The sequence below is a fragment of the Vogesella oryzae genome, assembly GCF_902829295.1.
In the GTDB taxonomy this organism is placed as follows: domain Bacteria; phylum Pseudomonadota; class Gammaproteobacteria; order Burkholderiales; family Chromobacteriaceae; genus Vogesella; species Vogesella oryzae.
Window position 1 is genome coordinate 44,141 of record NZ_CADEPL010000020.1, and the last position, 17,629, is coordinate 61,769.

19 protein-coding genes and 1 other RNA gene are annotated in these 17,629 nt (G+C 56.9%); 9 read left to right on the forward strand and 11 right to left on the reverse strand.

The features are described 5' to 3' along the window. Position 1 precedes the first annotated feature (1 nt). The 3 genes from HU218_RS08655 to argE all read right to left on the reverse strand — a co-directional run bounded on the left by HU218_RS08655 (position 2) and on the right by argE (position 3,198). Entirely contained in the window at positions 2-478 is a 477-nt protein-coding gene (locus tag HU218_RS08655) for a hypothetical protein (protein WP_174874536.1), read from the reverse strand. 21 nt (positions 479-499) lie between these two features. Beyond that, complete coding sequence (locus HU218_RS08660) at positions 500-1,888, reverse strand: sodium-dependent transporter (RefSeq protein WP_174874537.1); 1,389 nt, start codon at positions 1,886-1,888, stop codon at positions 500-502. A 128-nt stretch (positions 1,889-2,016) separates the two neighbouring features. Further along, positions 2,017-3,198 carry an acetylornithine deacetylase gene (gene argE / locus HU218_RS08665; protein WP_174874538.1) on the reverse strand — a complete coding sequence of 394 codons (1,182 nt, stop codon included), beginning with the start codon at positions 3,196-3,198 and terminating at the stop codon, positions 2,017-2,019. A 144-nt stretch (positions 3,199-3,342) separates the two neighbouring features. Here argE and ffs point away from each other — a divergent pair. Together ffs and HU218_RS08675 are read left to right on the forward strand one after the other, a co-directional pair. Further along, positions 3,343-3,441, forward strand: an RNA gene (gene ffs / locus HU218_RS08670) — signal recognition particle sRNA small type. A 243-nt stretch (positions 3,442-3,684) separates the two neighbouring features. Continuing rightward, positions 3,685-4,011, forward strand: coding sequence for a helix-turn-helix domain-containing protein (locus tag HU218_RS08675; RefSeq protein ID WP_174874539.1), 327 nt, complete (start codon positions 3,685-3,687; stop codon positions 4,009-4,011). A 67-nt stretch (positions 4,012-4,078) separates the two neighbouring features. On the opposite strand, the gene HU218_RS08680 is transcribed toward HU218_RS08675, so the two are convergent. Beyond that, positions 4,079-4,531, reverse strand: coding sequence for a universal stress protein (locus HU218_RS08680; RefSeq protein WP_174874540.1), 453 nt, complete (start codon positions 4,529-4,531; stop codon positions 4,079-4,081). A gap of 123 nt (positions 4,532-4,654) precedes the next feature. Here HU218_RS08680 and HU218_RS08685 point away from each other — a divergent pair, with 123 nt between their 5' ends. From HU218_RS08685 to HU218_RS08700, 4 genes are all read left to right on the forward strand, one after another. Beyond that, positions 4,655-5,101 (forward strand): thioesterase family protein, encoded by a 447-nt coding sequence (locus HU218_RS08685; protein WP_174874541.1) that lies wholly within the window; start codon positions 4,655-4,657, stop codon positions 5,099-5,101. Further along, positions 5,098-5,514: a hypothetical protein gene (locus tag HU218_RS08690; RefSeq protein ID WP_174874542.1), complete on the forward strand. Its 417-nt coding sequence runs from the start codon at positions 5,098-5,100 to the stop codon at positions 5,512-5,514. The genes HU218_RS08685 and HU218_RS08690 overlap by 4 nt, the downstream gene beginning before the upstream one ends. A gap of 78 nt (positions 5,515-5,592) precedes the next feature. Then, complete coding sequence (locus HU218_RS08695) at positions 5,593-6,444, forward strand: AAA family ATPase (protein ID WP_174874543.1); 852 nt, start codon at positions 5,593-5,595, stop codon at positions 6,442-6,444. Further along, on the forward strand, positions 6,444-7,337 hold the full coding sequence (locus HU218_RS08700) for a tyrosine-type recombinase/integrase (protein WP_174874544.1): 894 nt from the start codon (positions 6,444-6,446) through the stop codon (positions 7,335-7,337). Before HU218_RS08695 ends, HU218_RS08700 begins: the two co-directional genes overlap by 1 nt. 69 nt (positions 7,338-7,406) lie before the next feature. Here the strand turns inward: HU218_RS08700 and HU218_RS08705 are convergent, their stop codons facing one another. From HU218_RS08705 to orn, 7 genes are all read right to left on the reverse strand, one after another. Continuing rightward, entirely contained in the window at positions 7,407-8,354 is a 948-nt protein-coding gene (locus HU218_RS08705) for an ABC transporter permease (RefSeq protein ID WP_174874545.1), read from the reverse strand. Between the two features lie 10 nt (positions 8,355-8,364). Continuing rightward, a complete protein-coding gene (locus HU218_RS08710) occupies positions 8,365-9,462 on the reverse strand; it encodes an ABC transporter permease (protein WP_217450763.1) in 1,098 nt (365 codons plus the stop codon). Further along, on the reverse strand, positions 9,459-10,982 hold the full coding sequence (locus tag HU218_RS08715) for an ABC transporter ATP-binding protein (protein ID WP_174874546.1): 1,524 nt from the start codon (positions 10,980-10,982) through the stop codon (positions 9,459-9,461). The genes HU218_RS08710 and HU218_RS08715 overlap by 4 nt, the downstream gene beginning before the upstream one ends. Positions 10,983-11,111: 129 nt before the next feature. Beyond that, the gene (locus HU218_RS08720; protein ID WP_174874547.1) at positions 11,112-12,113 is read right to left on the reverse strand and encodes a BMP family lipoprotein; all 1,002 of its coding nucleotides are present in this window, start codon (positions 12,111-12,113) and stop codon (positions 11,112-11,114) included. Between the two features lie 244 nt (positions 12,114-12,357). Beyond that, complete coding sequence (locus HU218_RS08725; RefSeq protein ID WP_174874548.1) at positions 12,358-12,846, reverse strand: CinA family protein; 489 nt, start codon at positions 12,844-12,846, stop codon at positions 12,358-12,360. Then, entirely contained in the window at positions 12,839-14,488 is a 1,650-nt protein-coding gene (gene pgi / locus HU218_RS08730; RefSeq protein ID WP_174874549.1) for a glucose-6-phosphate isomerase, read from the reverse strand. The genes HU218_RS08725 and pgi overlap by 8 nt, the downstream gene beginning before the upstream one ends. Before the next feature lie 10 nt (positions 14,489-14,498). Continuing rightward, complete coding sequence (gene orn, locus HU218_RS08735; RefSeq protein WP_174874550.1) at positions 14,499-15,044, reverse strand: oligoribonuclease; 546 nt, start codon at positions 15,042-15,044, stop codon at positions 14,499-14,501. A gap of 64 nt (positions 15,045-15,108) precedes the next feature. On the opposite strand from orn, the gene HU218_RS08740 reads away from it, so the two are divergent. The 3 genes from HU218_RS08740 to rsgA are packed head-to-tail and all read left to right on the forward strand — an operon-like array spanning position 15,109 to position 17,542. Then, positions 15,109-16,353: a M48 family metallopeptidase gene (locus tag HU218_RS08740; RefSeq protein ID WP_174874551.1), complete on the forward strand. Its 1,245-nt coding sequence runs from the start codon at positions 15,109-15,111 to the stop codon at positions 16,351-16,353. Continuing rightward, positions 16,350-16,676, forward strand: coding sequence for a 4a-hydroxytetrahydrobiopterin dehydratase (locus tag HU218_RS08745; RefSeq protein WP_174874552.1), 327 nt, complete (start codon positions 16,350-16,352; stop codon positions 16,674-16,676). The genes HU218_RS08740 and HU218_RS08745 overlap by 4 nt, the downstream gene beginning before the upstream one ends. After that, positions 16,673-17,542 (forward strand): ribosome small subunit-dependent GTPase A, encoded by an 870-nt coding sequence (gene rsgA / locus HU218_RS08750; protein WP_174874553.1) that lies wholly within the window; start codon positions 16,673-16,675, stop codon positions 17,540-17,542. The genes HU218_RS08745 and rsgA overlap by 4 nt, the downstream gene beginning before the upstream one ends. The last annotated feature ends 87 nt before the right edge of the window (positions 17,543-17,629 follow it).

Sequence of the window (17,629 nt, forward strand, 5' to 3'; positions counted from 1 at the left end):
ATTAGCCGGCCAGCGCGGCCGGATCAAACACGCACGGATTCAGTGGCAGGTCTTCGAATGGTGCACTGTTGGTTGCAAGGTCAAATCGCTCCCAGCGGGCACGCCTGGCCGGAGTGTCAAAGATGGCGGCATGCATATGCTGCATAAAGTGGTACATCGTTTCGGCTGACATATGTGCCTTGCCCAAAACGGCATCGTTCAGGACGCAACTGGTGGCTAGGCGTATCTGTTGTTGTGCTTGCGGCCAGGTTGTTTCTGACTGCTGCACGCCCTGTTGCCAGGCTCTGGCCAGCTGCCGCAGCGAGGCATTTGCCGCCGGGTTGGCCGCAAAGCGCTCGGCAATCAGCTGGCCAACATCATCGCGAATCAAGTCGCCATCCGTATCTGGGGGGAAAAGGTTGCTGTTGGACGCAGGCCAGGCTGCCCATGCCAACAGGCAAGCAACAAGCAGCCCAGTTACCCAACTTACAACCTTCATCTTTCCTCCGTCGCGTTGCCGTTACAGCCAGCCCAGTCCTTTGAGCATCACCAGTGCAATCAATACCGGTGTGATGAACTTGAGCAGCAAATACACCATGCTCACGATTTTGCCATTTGACAGTACACCATGATTGCTTAGTGTGGCGCTAAGTTGTTCTTTTCCCCAGATCCAGCCAACAAACAGGCAAATGCAAATCCCGCCTAGCGGTAACAGGATGTTGGAGCTGAGATAGTCGAACAGATCAAAAAATGTCATGCCAAACAGCTTGGTATCTGCCAGTGTATTGTTAGATAGCGCACAACTGGCTCCGACCAGTGCAAGCAGCAGTACGGTAATGGCCGTTGCAACTGGGCGGCTAATGGCAAAGCGGCCAACCATTACCGATACCGGCACTTCGAGCAGGGACAGCATTGCACCGGTGGCGGCGACTGCAGACAGCACAAAAAACAGCACCATGAGCAGATGGCCAAACGGCATGCTGGCAAATACCGCCGGAATGGTGATGAAGAGCAGCGATGGGCCGGCTGCCGGCTGGAAGCCGAAGCTGAACACGGCGGGGAAAATGGCAATGCCGGCCAGCATGGAGACAAACAGGTCGGCGGTCATGACACGAAATGTGGTGGCAGGTATGTTCTGCTCGTCACGGAAATAGCTGCCATATGTGATCATGGTGCCCATGCCGATAGAGAGTTTGAAGAATGCCAGCCCCATCGCAACCAGCACCACGCTGGCGCTAAGCTTGCTCCAGTCCGGGGTGAACAGGAATGCCAAACCTGCGGCAGCACCAGGCAACATCAGGCTGCGGATCCCAATGACGATCAACAGGATGAATAGTAATGGCATCAGTTTCTTGGTGACGGCCTCAATCCCCTTGGCTACGCCAAATGCCAGTATGCCGCCCATCAATAGCAGCACACCCCACTGCCAGAGCAGGGATTGCCACGGGTCACTGATCAATGCCCCAAAGGCAGCAGAAGTGACAGCCGGATCGCTTGATAGAATGTCACCCCGTATCGCCTTGAATACATAGGCGAAAACCCATGCAGCCACTTCTGAGTAGAACGAGGTAATCAGGAAGGCGGCGATAACGCCGGACAGCCCGACCAGCCACCACTTCTGTCCGGAAGGCGCCAGGGTCCGCAAGGTGGTGATTGCATCAGCCTTTGCCCGCCGTCCCAGGCTAATTTCCGCAATCATGACTGGCAAGCCGACCAGCAGTGTCGCCAGCAAATAAACAACCAGAAAACCTGCGCCACCATTGGCGCCAGTTACATAGGGAAACTTCCAGATGTTGCCCAGCCCGACGGCAGAGCCCAGCGTGGCGGCCAACACGCCAAAACTGGAGGTAAATCCATCACGAGAATTGCCCGTTGCCTCATTGGACACGGGTCGTGTTTGTTTGCTCATTTTCAGATCCCACAGAAAACCGAAATCCGCCCTTTGTCGCTTGTGACGACATGGGCAACTACCTTGCGCTTGGCAAAGGAAGGCGGATTCTGCAGTGCACAACAAGCATCGTAAAGGGGTTTTTGGGCTTATTCCTCGGCTACCAGCCTGGCCTGAAGCGCTGACAGCCAGGCTTCACAAGCAGCCAGCTGGTCCAGCTCGACAAACTCATCCGGGCGGTGTGCTTGCACGATGGAGCCGGGACCGCAAACCACGCAGGCAATACCGGCTTCATGAAACCGTCCGGCTTCGGTGGTATAGGCGACGGCATCGCCACCATGGCAACCACACAATGCGGCCACATGTTCACGAATCTCGCCGCCCTCTTCTGACTGGAATGGCGGGCAGTTCACGAGCTGTTCGAAGCTGATTTCCGCCTCTGGGGCAATTTCGCGCATTTCTTGCTGCAGACTGGAGGCATAATCCCGCACCGAACTTACGAAGCGTTCGTGTGCGTCTCCCGGCAACCAGCGCACTTCAAACACGAACTCGCAGCTCTTGGGCACGATGTTGGCCGCATTTCCACCACTGATTAAACCGGTTTGCAGGGTGGTGAACGGCACATCATACAAGGGGTGCCGGTTGCCGAAAGATGCCTCGGTATCGGCCAGTTTGCGGATATGGGTAATCAGTCGCGCCGCATACTCGATGGCATTCACGCCCTGGGGAGTAAGGGACGAGTGAGCCGCCCTTCCCTGAACGTGGCAGCGATAGTGAGCAATGCCCTTGTGGGCGATTACCGGGCGCATATTGGTAGGCTCGCCAATGATGCAGCCTGCAACGGGGACTTGCCGCGCCTGTAAATCGGCAATCAGTCGGCCAACACCCAAGCAACCCACTTCTTCATCATAGGACAGCGCAATCCCCAGGCTGCGTGTCCAGTGCTGAGTCTGGGCAAGCGCGGCCCATGCCGGCACCATGGCCAGTACGCAGGCAACAAACCCCTTCATGTCGGCACTGCCGCGCCCGTAAATCCTGTCATCAGTCTTTGTCGCGGCGAACGGCGGATATTGCCAAGTCTGGCCATCAACCGGTACCACATCGGTGTGACCGGAGAGAATGATGGCGGGCAAGGAGCTGTCGCCGATGGTTGCATACAGATTGGCCTTGTGACGGTCGTCGCTGAACGTCAGCGTGGAGTGGATGCCATAGCCGTCCAGATAGTCTGCTACCCAATCAATCAGAGCCAGGTTGGATTCTCTGCTGGTGGTATCAAATGCAAGCAGCTGCACCAGAATAGTGAGTGTGGAAGATGAAGGAATGGCAGACATGGCGGTACCTGATTGGCGCAAAACACAAGTCAGCATAACCAATTGCCGGTAGACTGAAAATGGCGAGCATGCGCGGGATGGAAAAGAAAAGGCGTGGCGCGCTTGGCAAGTACAGCAGCAGCGGGTATTATTCGTGCTCTCTATGGCGGGCCCCCCCGCATTGCACGGTAGTGAACCTGGTCAGGTCCGGAAGGAAGCAGCCACAGCTATTTAGTGCAAGTGCCGGGGTTCAGGCTCGCCACCCCTCCCCTCTGCTCAAAAAAATTCCTCGCTTTGCTCGTTTCATAAAATCTGAGCAAGCCCCAAGTGTCGATCAAAATCTATCGATAATTCGAAGAGCATTTTCGTTTTTTCGCAATCGAAATCCTGCTATCATATGCATTACACAAGGGCTTGGAGCAATGACTCCGCGCCCACTGTTTTTTATTTGAATCGTCACTCGGACTTACCCTCCGACCTCAAAACAAACATGCAGCGAGGAACGCCATGAAACTGTTTGAAAAAATCCCGAACCCACGGGAAATCCGTCGCAAGCTGGGCCTGAATCAGCAGGAGTTCTGGAGCCGTATTGGTGTCACCCAATCAGGCGGCAGCCGCTACGAAAGCGGTCGCAACATGCCAAAGCCGGTACGTGAATTGCTCCGTCTGGTTCATGTCGAGCAGATCGACTTGTCCAAGGTGCGTCGTGAAGACTTTGAAATTGTCGAGTACCTGAAAGAAACCCATCCTGATCTCTACAAGAGCCTGCGCAAGGCCGTTCGCGCCCGCATGGAAGCTCAAGGCGACGCAGTGGCAGACGGCGCCGAAGCCTGATTGCCGGACCCAGCGTAAAAACACCCGCAGCTGCGGGTGTTTTTTATTGATTTAGTCGTATCGACAATTAGTCTGCACTCGGATTTCGCACCAGTAACACTGGCACATCTGCCTGCTTTAGTACGCCTTCGGCCACACTACCCATCAGCAGGTGCATTAAACCGCCAAGCCCATGCGTGCCCATCACCATCAAATCCGCCCCCCAGCTATTGGCATCCTCCACAATAACGCTGGCAATACGGTCGCCCCAGCTTTCCAGAATTGCCGATTCCGCAACCAAGCCCAGAGCTTCAACCTTGCTACGGCAGGCGGCCAGCACTTGTTCACCAGCTTGCTTGATGGAGCCCTGTAGTTCAGCCGCATCCAGGAATTCTGCCCCACCCCAGCCAAACTGAGCCAGATCAACCACGTGCACCAATTTCATGGCTGCACCAACTTCTTTTGCCAGTTTGCATGCTTCAGCTAAAGCCAGTGCAGATGTAGCACTGTCGTCAACTGGCACGAAAATTCTCTGATACATATCCCCCTCTCTTTCCGCGTGAAAGACACAGTCCCAGTCTAGCGCAATACAGCACGAAGGCATTGATAAACGTTAACTGCATAGGCAGTATGACTGAATACCGAATCCGCAAGACTGGAACCCATGGCGCGAATCAAGCTGGCATTACCCGCTAAATTCATCTTTGAAACCCAAGTTTCAGTATGTATTGGGGATATCAACTATGGTGGTCATCTTGGTAACGACGCCATTTTGCGGCTGGCACATGAGGCGCGATTGCGTTTGCTCAAGGCGCACGGGTTTTCCGAGTTGGATATTGCGGGTCGGGGCATCATCATGACCGATGCTGCGGTAATCTATCGGGCAGAAGCCTTTCACGGCGATGTCCTTCGCTTTCAGCTGGCACTGACTGATTTCAACTCTTATGGCTGCGATATTTTCTACCTGGTTAGTGATGGCGCCACCGGTAAAGAAGTGGCAAGATTGAAGACAGGCATTGTTTTCTTCGACTACCAAGCCCGTAAAGTTGCCCCAATCCCCGCAGGGTTTCTACTGCGGTTCGAAGAACAAAACACAGGAGACGCGCCATGAAAAAATACGCGCCCAACAGCCCGGAAGCCATCGCCCGGATTCTGGCCATGTTCATGATTACCGATGGCAACATGGACCCCCGCGAAATCGAAACGCTGGAGAGCCTGCATGTGTACCAATTGGTTGGCTTGGCGCGCAAAGACTTCATCAGCGTGCTGATGGAATACTGCGATGACATTTCCGACGAAGCGGAGGAAGACGGCATCATCCACTTGTTAAGCGCCGAACGAATCAACAATATTCTGGACACTGTCACCGAACGCAACAAGCACGTACTGTGCTGCGCCCTTGCCCTGGACATTTGCAAGGCTGACAAGGAAATCAGCGACTCCGAAATGCTGTTGCTGCGTCACATGATGGCGCACTGGCACATCACGCTGGACGACTTGCAGGCCGAGCTTAGTAAAGGCTAAGCAGTCCGCCGACAACAGCCGCCATTTGGCGGCTGTTTGCATTACCGCAACACCATAACAAGACAAGGCTAACCCGCAATGACAACCCGCTTTACCGGCACCGATCAATACGTTGCCACCGACGATCTGATGATGGCAGTCAATGCCGCCATCACCCTGCAGCGCCCACTACTCATCAAGGGCGAGCCCGGAACCGGCAAAACCATGCTGGCCGAGGAGCTGGCCAAGGCCACTGGCAAAGAATTAATTATCTGGCCAATCAAATCGACCACCAAGGCGCAGCATGGCCTGTACGAGTACGATGCCGTATCGCGCTTGCGCGACTCGCAGCTGGGTAGTGAGCGTGTGCACGACATTCACAACTACATCATCAAGGGCAAGCTATGGCAGGCATTCGAGGCTGATGCTGCGCCGGTGCTGCTGATCGATGAAATCGACAAGGCCGACATCGAGTTCCCTAACGATCTGCTGCGAGAGCTGGATCAGATGGAGTTTTTTGTGCACGAAACCCAGCAATTCGTGCGCGCCCGGCAGCGACCCATCATCATCATTACCTCCAATAACGAGAAAGAACTACCGGACGCGTTCCTGCGCCGCTGCTTCTTCCATTACATCCGCTTCCCGGACCGCGACACCCTGCAAACCATCATCGATGTGCACTACCCGGATATCCAGCAAAGCCTGGTGAAGAGTGCCCTGGAGGTGTTCACCGGCATTCGCGAGCTGCCCGGCCTGAAGAAAAAACCCTCCACTTCCGAATTGCTGGACTGGCTGAAACTGCTGCAGCACGAAGACACCCGTGCCGAAGAGCTGCTACAGCGGCATGAACAGCAGCAATTGCCACCATTGGTTGGGGCGTTATTGAAGAACGAGCAGGACTTGCACCTGTTCGAGCGGTTGATGCAAATGGCCAAGGTGCGCCGCAGCTGATGGAAGCGCACTGGCAAGGATTGATTGACGCCTTCGATGACCAGCTGCGGTTGGCCGCACGCAGCGAACACACTCGGCTGGCGTACCGCCGTGACCTGACACGGCTGGCCGAACTATTGGCCGACACCGTACCGGCAGCAGTGGATGGGCCACAGATCCAGCGGGCCCTGGGACAACTGCGGCGTGAGGAACTTTCCCCCCGGACGCTGGCACGCATGCTATCCACCTGGCGCAGCCTGTATGACTGGATGGTGCGCCGCGACTGGATTGCGGCCACCCCTTGTGCCGGCTTGCGCGCGCCGCGAGCCGGCAAGCGCCTGCCGAACGTGCTGAGCGTGGATGGCGCGATGCATTTGCTGGACAGCGCTCCTGAAGACGAGCATGACATTCGTGACCAGGCGATCTTCGAGCTGATGTACTCCTCGGGGCTGCGGCTGTCCGAAACGGTAGCGCTGAACCTGAGCGACATCGATTTGGGCGAGGGCCTGGTAAAAGTACATGGCAAGGGCAATCGTGAACGCATCCTGCCGGTCGGCAAGCAGGCACTGGCCGCACTACACCGCTGGCTGCCATTGCGCCAACCTGCAGAGGGCGAGGAGGCACTGTTTCTGTCACGGCGCGGCAGCCGAATCAGCAGCCGCCAGCTGGCCCGCCGGCTGGATAGCTGGGCGTTACGTAGCGGCAGTGAACAGCATGTGCACCCGCACATGCTGCGGCATTCGTTTGCCAGCCACATGCTGCAGTCGTCCGGCGATCTGCGGGCAGTGCAGGAGCTGCTGGGACATGCCAATCTGGCAACCACCCAGATCTATACCAGCCTGGATTTCCAGCACCTGGCCAAAGTCTACGATGGCGCCCATCCGCGCGCGCGAAAGAAAAACAGCGACGAGTAATCCAATTGAACCGCAATAAATAAAAACGGCGCCACACAGGCGCCGTTTCTTCTCATGGTTGGCCGCAGCTTAGCGTGATTTGACGAATGGAATGCCGATCGCCTTCGGCGCCACCGCTCGCCCCATCAGCCCGGCCAGCAGTACCACGGTCAGCACATAAGGGATGGCCTGAATGAACGCATCCGGAATGCTGCCGATCAATGGCAGCTCCACACCCTGCAGGCGAATCTGGATGGCATCGGTAAAGGCAAACAGCAAACAGCCGGAAACGGCCGCCCACGGCCGCCACTTGCCGAAGATCAGTGCGGCCAGTGCCAGATAGCCCTTGCCGGCCGTCATGTCCTGGATGAAGGCGCCGGTCTGCGCCAATGCCAGGTATGTGCCGGCAACGCCGCACAAGGCACCGCTGATCGCCTGGGCGATGTAACGGACGCTTTTCACGCTGATGCCGGCGGCGTCGGCGGCATGCGGGTTTTCACCCACGGCACGCAATCGCAGGCCGAAGCGGCTCTTGTACATCACCCAGCTCACCACAAAGATCACGGCCACCGCGATGTAGACCAGAATGTTGTGGCCGAAAATGAGCTTTAACGCTGAACTTTGCTCGATGGCATCGGCAAACGGCATGGGCAATGCGGTAAAGCGTTCGCTGTCGTCCAGTGTCGGCGTGCGTCCACCCTGCTGAAACCACGCCAGCGCCAAGACCGGCGTGACGCCAGACACCATCATATTGATGGCGACGGCAGAGATAAGCTGGTTGCCGTTGTAGCTGATCGACACCCCCCCGTGCAGCAGGGCAACCAGCACGCCTGCGGCAATGCCGGCACCCAGACCCGCCCATGGAGAATGCGCCAGATAGGCAACACAGGCAGACGCAAAGGCTGCGGCCAACATCTTGCCTTCCAGTGCCAAGTCGACAATGCCGGATCGTTCCGAAAACAGACCGGCCAGCGCGGCCAGCACCAGTGGCGTGCTCACGCGCAAGGTGGCATCCAGCACACTAAAAAACATATCCATGTGTGTCCCCCTACTTCTTCAGTATGCGCTTGAGTGCAATCGACAACGGTGTCTGGAACAGGTTTTCCAGCGCGCCACAGAACAGGATGATCAGGCCTTGGGTAAAGATGATCATCTCGCGGGTGATTGCCGGTTTCTCGAATGACAGGTCAAGTCCGCCCTGGGTCAGTGCGCCAAACAGCAATGCAGACAGCAGGATGCCGACCGGATGATTGCGCCCCATCAGTGCTACGGCGATTCCGACGAAGCCGATGCCATTGGTAAAGCCCATGTTCATGCGGTGAGTCGAACCGAGCAATTCGTTGATGGCAGCCAAGCCCGCCAAGGCACCGGAAACGCACATTACCGCAATCACCACCTTGTCCACCGGAATGCCGGCGTAACGCGCGGCTTTCTCGTTCAAGCCAACGGTACGGGTCACAAAACCCTGCGGACTATGCCACACCGCCAGATAGAACAGCACCAGGGCCAGCAGCGCCAGGAAGAAAGTGGCATTCAACGGCGTGTTCGGCAAGGCGAAACCCAGTGGCGCCAACAGCTCATGCAGCATCGGCACCCATGCTGACTTGGCAAACTCGACTGTCGCCGGTGTTTGCGAACCGGGCATGCGCAGTTTGTCCACCAGCAGCCAGGTCATCAGCGAACTGGCGATGAAGTTGAACATGATGGTGGTGACCACAATGTGGCTGCCCCGCTTGGCTTGCAGGTAGGCGGGAATGAATGCCCAGCCGGCGCCAAACACCATTGCGGCCAACATGGCCAGCGGAATCAGTAGCCAGGCAGGCAGACCGCCAAATTGCAGACAGACCAGCGTGACGCCCAGCCCGGCCAGATACATCTGACCTTCGCCACCGATATTGAACAGTCCGGCATGAAACGCCGCAGCCACCGCCAGACCGGTAAAGATGAAGCTGGTGGTGTAGAACAAGGTGTAGCCGATGCCTTCCGGATAGCCGAATGCACCGTTGATCATCAGTTTCAGGCACTCGATCGGATCTTCGCCGATCAAGGCAATCACCAGCCCGGACACCAGTAGTGCCGCGAGCAGGTTCAAAACCGGCATCAGCCACAGTGCCGCCCAGCGCGGCAGATTGGCAGGCTGGCTCATTTATGACCCCCCATCAACAAACCCAGCGAAGTGGCGGTGGCTTCGGCCGCCGGCAACTCGCCGGAAATTGCGCCGGCATTCATTACGATGATGCGGTCGCTCAATGCCATAATTTCGTCCAGCTCCACCGATACCAGCAGTAGCGCCTTGCCTTCGTCACGCAACTGCATCAGGCGCTTGTGGATGAACTCGATCGCGCCAATATCCACGCCGCGGGTCGGCTGACCGATCAGCATCAACTCCGGGTTGGCGTGAATCTCGCGTGCCAAAATCACTTTTTGCTGATTGCCACCGGAGAACAGGCCGATGCGGCGATGGGTCAGCGCAGGACGGACATCGAACTCGGTAATAAAACGCCGGCAACGCTCAACAATAGCCTTGCGGTTGAATAGCCAACCGCGGCGAATGCTCTTGTCGTGATGATGGCCGAGAATGGCGTTCTCGAAGGTGGAGAAGTCCTTGACCAAGCCTTCTCGGGATCGGTCTTCCGGCACGTGGCCAATACCCAGTTGACGATAGGCCGCCGCCTTGGGGTCGCGCGATTTCAGCGTGGTCAGCTCGGTGCCGTTGAAGCGTACTGAGCCACTGGACGCCTCACGCATGCCGGACAGTACTTCAAGCAGCTCGGACTGGCCGTTGCCGGAAACGCCGGCGATACCGACGATCTCGCCTGCGCGCAACGAAAAATTGATGTCCTTCAACAATGCGACGCCACGCTCATCGGTGAGGTTCAGCCCATTGACTTCCAGCACCAGCTTGCCCGGTTTGGCGGGCGTCTTGTCCAGCTGCAGATTGACCTTGCGGCCAACCATCAGGTCGGCCAGGTCTTCCTTGTTTACCTCGGCGGTGTTCACCTGGCCCACAATTTCGCCGGCACGCATCACCGTCACGGTGTCGGTAATGTCCAGCACTTCGCGCAGCTTGTGGGTGATCAGGATCACGGTCTTGCCCTGCTGTTTTAACAGGCGCAGGATGCGGAACAGATCGTCGGCCTCCTGCGGGGTAAGTACCGCGGTCGGTTCATCCAGAATCAACACGTCGGCACCGCGATACAGTGCCTTCAGGATCTCGACGCGTTGCTGGCTGCCGACACCCAGTTCGCCAACCACGGCATCCGGGTCGACCTGCAGGCCATAATCACGGTTCAGTTCCGCCAGATGGCGGCGCGCGGCGGCAAGGCTGCTCTCCAAACTGATGCCTTCTTCCGCGCCCAGTACAATGTTTTCCAGCACGGTAAACGGGTCGACCAGCATGAAGTGCTGGTGCACCATGCCAATGCCCTTGGCGATCGCATCCTGGCTGGAGCGGATTCGCTGTTCCTTACCGTTGATCTTGATTGCACCAGAATCCGCCTGATAGTAGCCATAGAGGATACTCATCAGTGTGGATTTGCCGGCTCCGTTTTCACCGATGATGCCGTGAATGGAGCCTTTGCGGATTCCGAAGCTAATGTCCTTGTTGGCGTGAACCTCACCGAAGTGCTTGTTGACGCCAATGAGTTCGATGGCTAATTCGGCCATATGATGTGTGCTTTCGGTCAAAATGCAGTCCAGATATGACGCACAGCAAAATGCTAGCGCATGAAAGCGCGGCAAGCAGGTCCAGGCCTGCTTGCCGCGTCATCTATCTGAAAGTCAGACGTTTTGGGGTTACTTAACCGGGCAGCTGTTGGCTGCGCGGTAGTCGACAACCTTGACCTTGCCGGAAATGATGTCTTTCTTGGCCTGATTGATCTTGGCTTCCATGTCCTTGCTGATCAGCTTGCGGTTGTTCGCATCCAGCGCCCAGTCCACACCGCCTTCTTTCAGGCCCATGGTAACGATGCCCGGCTTCCAGGTGCCGTTCTTGCCAGCCATGAACAGGTCGTAGACAGCGTTATCTACGCGCTTGAGCATCGAGGTCAAAACAAAGCCCGGGAACAGGTGGTTCTGGTTGGAGTCCACGCCGATGCCCAGCTTGCTCTTGTCCTTGGCTGCTTGCAGTACACCCATGCCGGTACCGCCGGCGGCATGGAAGACAACGTCGACGCCACGGTCAAACTGGCTGCGGGCCAGTTCGCCACCACGTGCCGGATCATTGAATGCTTGCGGGGTGGTGCCGGTCATGTTGGAAACCACTTCAACCTTGCTGTCGGCAGCGCGTGCGCCCTGGGTATAGCCACAACCGAAGGCGCGGATCAGGGGCACGTCCATGCCGCCGATAAAACCGACCTTGTGCGATTTGGACGCCAGTGCTGCGGCCATGCCTACCAGATAGGAACCTTCCTGTTCCTTGAACAGTACGGACTGTACGTTGGCACCCTTGGCAACGTCATCGACGATGGCAAATTTCACGTTGGGGTATTCAGCGGCAACAGTCTGAACCGCCTGGGTAAACGAGAAGCCAACGGCAACGACCAGGTCGATGTTCTTGCGCGCCAGGTTGCGTAGAACCTGCTCTTTTTGTGCCTCGTTGGCAATCTGGGCTTCACGGTAAGCAACGCCGGTAGCTTTCTTGAAGCGTTCTGCGCCGGTGTAGGCCGCTTCGTTGAAGCTCTTGTCAAACTTGCCGGCCTGGTCATAGACCACGGCCGGAGTAAAGGCGAAGCTGGAGGATGCGGCTACCAGCATGGCAGCGGCGATGGCGAAGCCCCGTTTTTTTGCAATTTGCATGAGATGTTTCTCCCAATGTGCGTATCGTTTGAATCGGCTGAATCATGGTAGCGACAAAACACCATGACAACACGTTTTCAGGCGCAGTGAATTTGCATTGGCAGTCGATAGACACACCGGCTTGCGTTGCGCAAATTTCAGGCAGGGGCGTGATTATACGCATAGCGCCGAAAGTTATCAGCGGATTTTTCCGTTGCTTGTACCGGCCGAAGGAACAGGCCCTAATGATCGGTGCCAGAGGTGCTTAGTTCGGTGCCAACTGTTGCAAGAGTGCCGACAGCAATTCACAGATGGACTGTTCTCGTACGGCGTGTCGATCTCCGGCCAAGTGTTGCGTCCATGTCAGCGGAGTAGCAATTGCAGTACCAGCAATGGCAAAGCAAACCATGCCAACCGGCTTCTCGGCACTGCCGCCGGATGGCCCGGCAATCCCGGAAACCGCCAGCGCCCAGTCGGCGGTCGCCAGTTTTAGCGCTCCTTGTGCCATGGCTGCAGCAACATGCTCGCTGACTGCGCCATGCTGCTGCAGCAGCTCTGCAGGTACGCCAAGTACACGCTGCTTCACTTCATTGCTGTAACTCACCACCGCCATGTCAAACCAGGCAGAACTGCCGGCAATCTCGGTAATTGCGGCTGCCACCCCCCCGCCGGTGCAGGATTCCGCGGTGGTTACACGTTGGCCGCACTCAAGCAGCCGCTCGCCCAACAGTGCGGCCAACTGCCATTTATCCATGTTTGCGCTCCAGATAGTGCCGCACTAGGCCATTGGTGGAGGCGTCATGTTGCCCGCTGTCACCGGTCGCCATTTCATCCAATAAGCGGGAGGCGAGTTGCTTGCCGTACTCCACCCCCCACTGATCGAAGGAGTTCACCCCCCAGATGGCGCCTTGTACAAAGACCTTGTGCTCGTACAGCGCCAGCAACATGCCCAGTGAGTAAGGTGTGACCTGATCCAGAGCAATAGTGTTGGATGGCTGATTGCCGGGGAACAGCTTTTGCGGCAGCAACATGTCCAATTCATCGCCGCTGATGGCGGCCAGCTCCTGCAGTACCTGCGCTTCGGTTTTGCCACGCATCAGCGCTTCAGTCTGCGCAAAGCAGTTGGCTACCAGCACCTGATGCTGGCCATCAAGCGGGTAATGACTATTCATCGGCACGATGAAGTCACAAGGAACCAGCCGGGTACCCTGATGCAGCAACTGGAAGAAAGCATGCTGGCTATTGACCCCCTCCTCGCCCCAGATTACCGGTCCGGTATCAAAGTCCAGTCGCTCCCCGCAGCGGCCAACCCGCTTACCATTGGACTCCATGTCCATTTGCTGGATATGCGCAGGCAAGCGGCGAAGGCCGTGGTCATAAGGCATGATGGCGTGAGTGTGCGCGCCATAGAAAGTGTTGTACCAGATGCCGATCAGCCCCAGTAACACGGGCATATTACGCTCGAACGGCGTTTCGAAGAAATGCGCATCCATGCGTGCGCCGCCAGCCAGAAACTGGCGGAAATTATCAGTACCGATCGCCAGTGCCACAGGCAGGCCGATTGCTGACCACACCGAATAGCGGCCGCCAACCCAGTCCCAGAAACCGAACATATTGGCCGTATCAATGCCAAATGCGCGCACAGCCTTGGTGCTTGTGGATACAGCCACAAAATGCCGCGACACGGCCTGCTCGCCCAGCGCCGTCACCAACCAGCGCCGCGCCGCTTGAGCATTGAGTAGTGTTTCCGGCGTGCTGAACGACTTGGATGCCACAATAAACAGCGTGCTGGCTGGATCGCACTGCGCCAGCACCTGCGACAAATGCTGGCCGTCGACATTGGAAACGAAGTCGATAGCCAGCCCAGCGTGGGCATAGGGCTTAAGCGCCTCGACAACCGTCAACGGCCCGAGGTCGGAGCCGCCGATGCCGATATTGACTACCCTGTTGATTTGCTGACCACTAAATCCACGCCAGTGACCGCTATGCACTTGTTCGACAAATGCGAACATGCGATCCAGCTCGGCATGCACCTGCGGTACTACGTCTTGCCCATCCAGCAGCAGAGAAGCCTCGCGCGGCAGGCGTAGTGCCGTATGCAGCACAGCCCGCTTTTCGCTGATATTGATACGCTCGCCGGTATGCATCCATTGCATCCACTGCCCAAGGTTGGCCGCATCGGCCAGCTCCAGCAGCAACTCCAGCGTGCGGTCGGTGATGCGGTTCTTGGAGTAGTCCAGCAACAGGCCGTCAAGCTCCAGTGAGTGCCGGTCGAAACGTAACGGATCTTGCGCAAACAACTCGCGCATGTGCACATGACGGGTGGCACGCTGGTGCTGGTGCAGCCGCGCCCAAACCGGAGACTCGTTGATGGGGTGTGTGCGTTCAGTAATCATGGTTGCGCGCTTAAACCTTGAGGAAATGCTCGCGGTAGTAGCGCAGTTCGTCGATGGATTCCTGGATGTCGGCCAATGCCTCGTGTTTGCCCTTCTTTACCACGCCTTTGGCAATTTCCGGTTTCCAGCGGCGGCATAGCTCTTTCAGGGTGGAGACATCCAGATTCCGGTAGTGGAAATAGTTCTCCAGCTGCGGCATCCAGCGCGCCATGAAGCGGCGATCCTGGCAGATGGAATTGCCGCACATCGGGGATTTACCGGCTGGAACGTGTTCCTGCAGGAAAGCCAGCATAAATTCGACGGCCTTGCCTTCATCAACGGCAGATGCCTTGACGCGATCGATCAGGCCAGACTTGCCGTGGGTGTTCTTGTTCCAGTCATCCATGGCATCCAGCACTTCTGGCGACTGATGGATGGCCAATACCGGCGATTCGGCGATCACATTAAGCTGGGAATCAGTAACAATAACAGCGATCTCGATGATGCGATCGCTGTCCGGATTGAGGCCCGTCATTTCCATGTCGAGCCAGATGAGGTTGTTTTGATCTTGCGGCATAAGTCTGTGTCTTTCAAAATGCGCCCATTTTCCGCGATTTGACCGCGACAGGGCAAACAACTTGATGAATGCATTTACCTGGAGTCTGATGCTGGCGCTGTTGCTGAGCAGCTGGTTACGTTGGTGGTTGGCCGCACGACATATCAGCCATATCCGGCGCCACCGCGGCACCGTCCCCGCTCCTTTTGCTGCCAGCATCTCGCTGGAGCAACATCAAAAAGCTGCCGACTACACCTGCAGCAGAGTCCGCGTTGCCATGGTGGCCAGCCTGCTGGATGCAGTGTTGTTATTGCTGCTGACCCTGGGCGGTGGCGTTGAATTTGCCAGCCAACTTGCTACAGGACTCCTGGGGTCTGGCATGCCGGGGCAGCTGGCCACCGTTGGCCTGTGCATGCTGGCAATGAGCATCGCCGGACTGCCCTTGTCGCTATATAGCACCTTCGTGGTGGAGCGCCGCTTTGGTTTTAGCAAGATGAGCGTCCGGTTATTTATCAGCGACCTGATCAAGGGGACGGTATTGTCCCTATTGATTGGTACGCCGGCGCTGGCCGCGGTGCTGTGGCTGATCCAGCATGGCGGAGAGCACTTCTGGTTGTGGACCTGGCTGGCATGGTGCAGTTTCAGCCTGCTGATGGTCTGGGCATATCCAACACTGATCGCGCCGCGCTTCAATCGTTTTACCCCGTTGGCCGATAATGATTTGCTGATGCGAATCAACCAGCTGTTAGCGCGCTGCGGCTTCGCCAGTGACGGCGTATTTGTAATGGATGGCTCGCGCCGTTCCAGTCACGGCAATGCCTACTTCACCGGACTGGGCAAATCCAAGCGCATCGTGTTCTTCGACACCTTGCTGGAGCAGCTGGAGCCGGAAGAGATCGAGGCAGTGCTGGCGCACGAGCTGGGGCACTTCCACCACGGACACATCCGCAGTCGTATTGCACTGGCGTTCGCCAGCTCGCTGCTGTTGCTGTGGCTGTTTGCGCAGTTGCTGTACTTGCCTGATTTTTACCTGGGGCTCGGCAGTACTGAAATGACACCGGCTACCGGCCTGTTACTGTTTATGCTTAGCATGCCGGTATTCACATTTATCCTGCACCCGCTCTCCAGCATGCTGTCTCGTCGTCACGAATACCAGGCGGACGACTTTGCTGCCAGCCACAGCAATGCCAACGCACTGGTGTCGGCGCTGACCAAACTCTATCGGGACAATGCAAGTACACTCACGCCCGATCCGCTGCACTCGGCATTTTACGACTCTCATCCGCCGGCGAGCCTGCGCATCGCCCATCTGCAAGGAACTACCCCATGAACCTGCTCGACATGCACTGTGAGCCACAGCACGGAAAACACCCGCTGAGCACCGAAACCGTCAGCGAGCTGCTTGCCCATCTGCCAGGCTGGCAACTGGAAGGCATCGAACTGGTGAAGACCTTCCGTTTCGCCGATTATTACCAGACCATGGCTTTTGTGAATGCGCTGGCCTGGATCGCGCATGCCGAAGACCATCATCCGGACATGTCCGTGCATTACAACCGCGCCGTGGTGTGCTTCTCCACCCATGACGCCGGCGGCATTACTTTGAATGACTTTATTTGCGCCGCCAAAGTGGAAGCACTGGTTGGCCGCGCATGAAACAGACCGGCCTGATTGTTCGCTCCTATGGTCGCCGTTTCATAGTGGAAAGTGGTGGCCAAAGCTATGACTGCACCAGTCGCGGCAAGCGTGTTGATTATGTCTGTGGTGACAATGTCGATATCACCGTGCTCAATAACGAGCAGGCTGTCATCGAAGGATCGCATGACCGCCACAGCCTGCTTTACCGCCAGGATGACTGGCGCACCAAGCTGATTGCGGCCAACGTGACGCGTATTTTCTTTGTCACCGCCGCCGTGCCAACCCCTAGCGAAGAATTGCTCAACCGCTGCTTGCTGGCGGCCGAGGCTGCGGACATTGACCCGGTCATCGTGATCAATAAGAGCGACTTGCCGGAGACTGCTGCCTGGCTAGAAAAACTACAGCCTTACCAGCAATTAGGCTACAAACTGGTTGTTCTCAGCGCCAAGCAAGGGGCGGATGCCTTGCGCCCGCTGCTACAAGGGCAGACCAGTGTTCTTGTCGGACAATCCGGCATGGGCAAATCCACCATCACCAATGCGCTGCTGCCGGATGCCGCTGCACGGGTAGGCGAAATCTCGGAAGCGCTGGATGCTGGCCGCCACACCACCACCCATGCGGCACTCTACCATCTGGATGCAGCTAGCCATTTGATAGATTCGCCAGGACTACAGGAATTTGGCCTATCCCATATTGGTGCAACCGAGTTTGCCAGCCTCTTTCCCGAAATGCGTGACTACATCGGCCATTGCCGCTTCCATAACTGCACCCACCGGCAGGAGCCGGATTGCGCCATTAAGCAAGCGAGCAAAGACGGGCATGTGCGTGCAGCACGACTCGAGCTGCTGCAAAAACTGGTAACCCAGGCAATTAATGCAAAATAAATAAAATTTAGATGTTACAGGCGATTTACATTTTTTGCTGACGCCCCTAATCTGTCATTAAAACAAAATACATGACCAGTAGCCTGC

Excerpts from the sequence above, each read along its gene's own strand:
- HU218_RS08715 (WP_174874546.1), bottom strand. The coding sequence starts at position 10,982 with ATGGCCGAATTAGCCATCGAACTCATTGGCGTCAACAAGCACTTCGGT.
- HU218_RS08745 (WP_174874552.1), top strand. The coding sequence starts at position 16,350 with ATGAACCTGCTCGACATGCACTGTGAGCCACAGCACGGAAAACACCCG.
- HU218_RS08725 (WP_174874548.1), bottom strand. The coding sequence starts at position 12,846 with ATGGATAAATGGCAGTTGGCCGCACTGTTGGGCGAGCGGCTGCTTGAG.
- argE (WP_174874538.1), bottom strand. The coding sequence starts at position 3,198 with ATGTCTGCCATTCCTTCATCTTCCACACTCACTATTCTGGTGCAGCTG.
- HU218_RS08690 (WP_174874542.1), top strand. The coding sequence starts at position 5,098 with ATGAAAAAATACGCGCCCAACAGCCCGGAAGCCATCGCCCGGATTCTG.
- rsgA (WP_174874553.1), top strand. The coding sequence starts at position 16,673 with ATGAAACAGACCGGCCTGATTGTTCGCTCCTATGGTCGCCGTTTCATA.
- HU218_RS08710 (WP_217450763.1), bottom strand. The coding sequence starts at position 9,462 with ATGAGCCAGCCTGCCAATCTGCCGCGCTGGGCGGCACTGTGGCTGATG.
- pgi (WP_174874549.1), bottom strand. The coding sequence starts at position 14,488 with ATGATTACTGAACGCACACACCCCATCAACGAGTCTCCGGTTTGGGCG.
- HU218_RS08680 (WP_174874540.1), bottom strand. The coding sequence starts at position 4,531 with ATGTATCAGAGAATTTTCGTGCCAGTTGACGACAGTGCTACATCTGCA.
- HU218_RS08695 (WP_174874543.1), top strand. The coding sequence starts at position 5,593 with ATGACAACCCGCTTTACCGGCACCGATCAATACGTTGCCACCGACGAT.
- HU218_RS08655 (WP_174874536.1), bottom strand. The coding sequence starts at position 478 with ATGAAGGTTGTAAGTTGGGTAACTGGGCTGCTTGTTGCTTGCCTGTTG.
- HU218_RS08685 (WP_174874541.1), top strand. The coding sequence starts at position 4,655 with ATGGCGCGAATCAAGCTGGCATTACCCGCTAAATTCATCTTTGAAACC.
- HU218_RS08720 (WP_174874547.1), bottom strand. The coding sequence starts at position 12,113 with ATGCAAATTGCAAAAAAACGGGGCTTCGCCATCGCCGCTGCCATGCTG.
- HU218_RS08705 (WP_174874545.1), bottom strand. The coding sequence starts at position 8,354 with ATGGATATGTTTTTTAGTGTGCTGGATGCCACCTTGCGCGTGAGCACG.
- HU218_RS08700 (WP_174874544.1), top strand. The coding sequence starts at position 6,444 with ATGGAAGCGCACTGGCAAGGATTGATTGACGCCTTCGATGACCAGCTG.
- HU218_RS08660 (WP_174874537.1), bottom strand. The coding sequence starts at position 1,888 with ATGAGCAAACAAACACGACCCGTGTCCAATGAGGCAACGGGCAATTCT.
- HU218_RS08740 (WP_174874551.1), top strand. The coding sequence starts at position 15,109 with ATGAATGCATTTACCTGGAGTCTGATGCTGGCGCTGTTGCTGAGCAGC.
- orn (WP_174874550.1), bottom strand. The coding sequence starts at position 15,044 with ATGCCGCAAGATCAAAACAACCTCATCTGGCTCGACATGGAAATGACG.
- HU218_RS08675 (WP_174874539.1), top strand. The coding sequence starts at position 3,685 with ATGAAACTGTTTGAAAAAATCCCGAACCCACGGGAAATCCGTCGCAAG.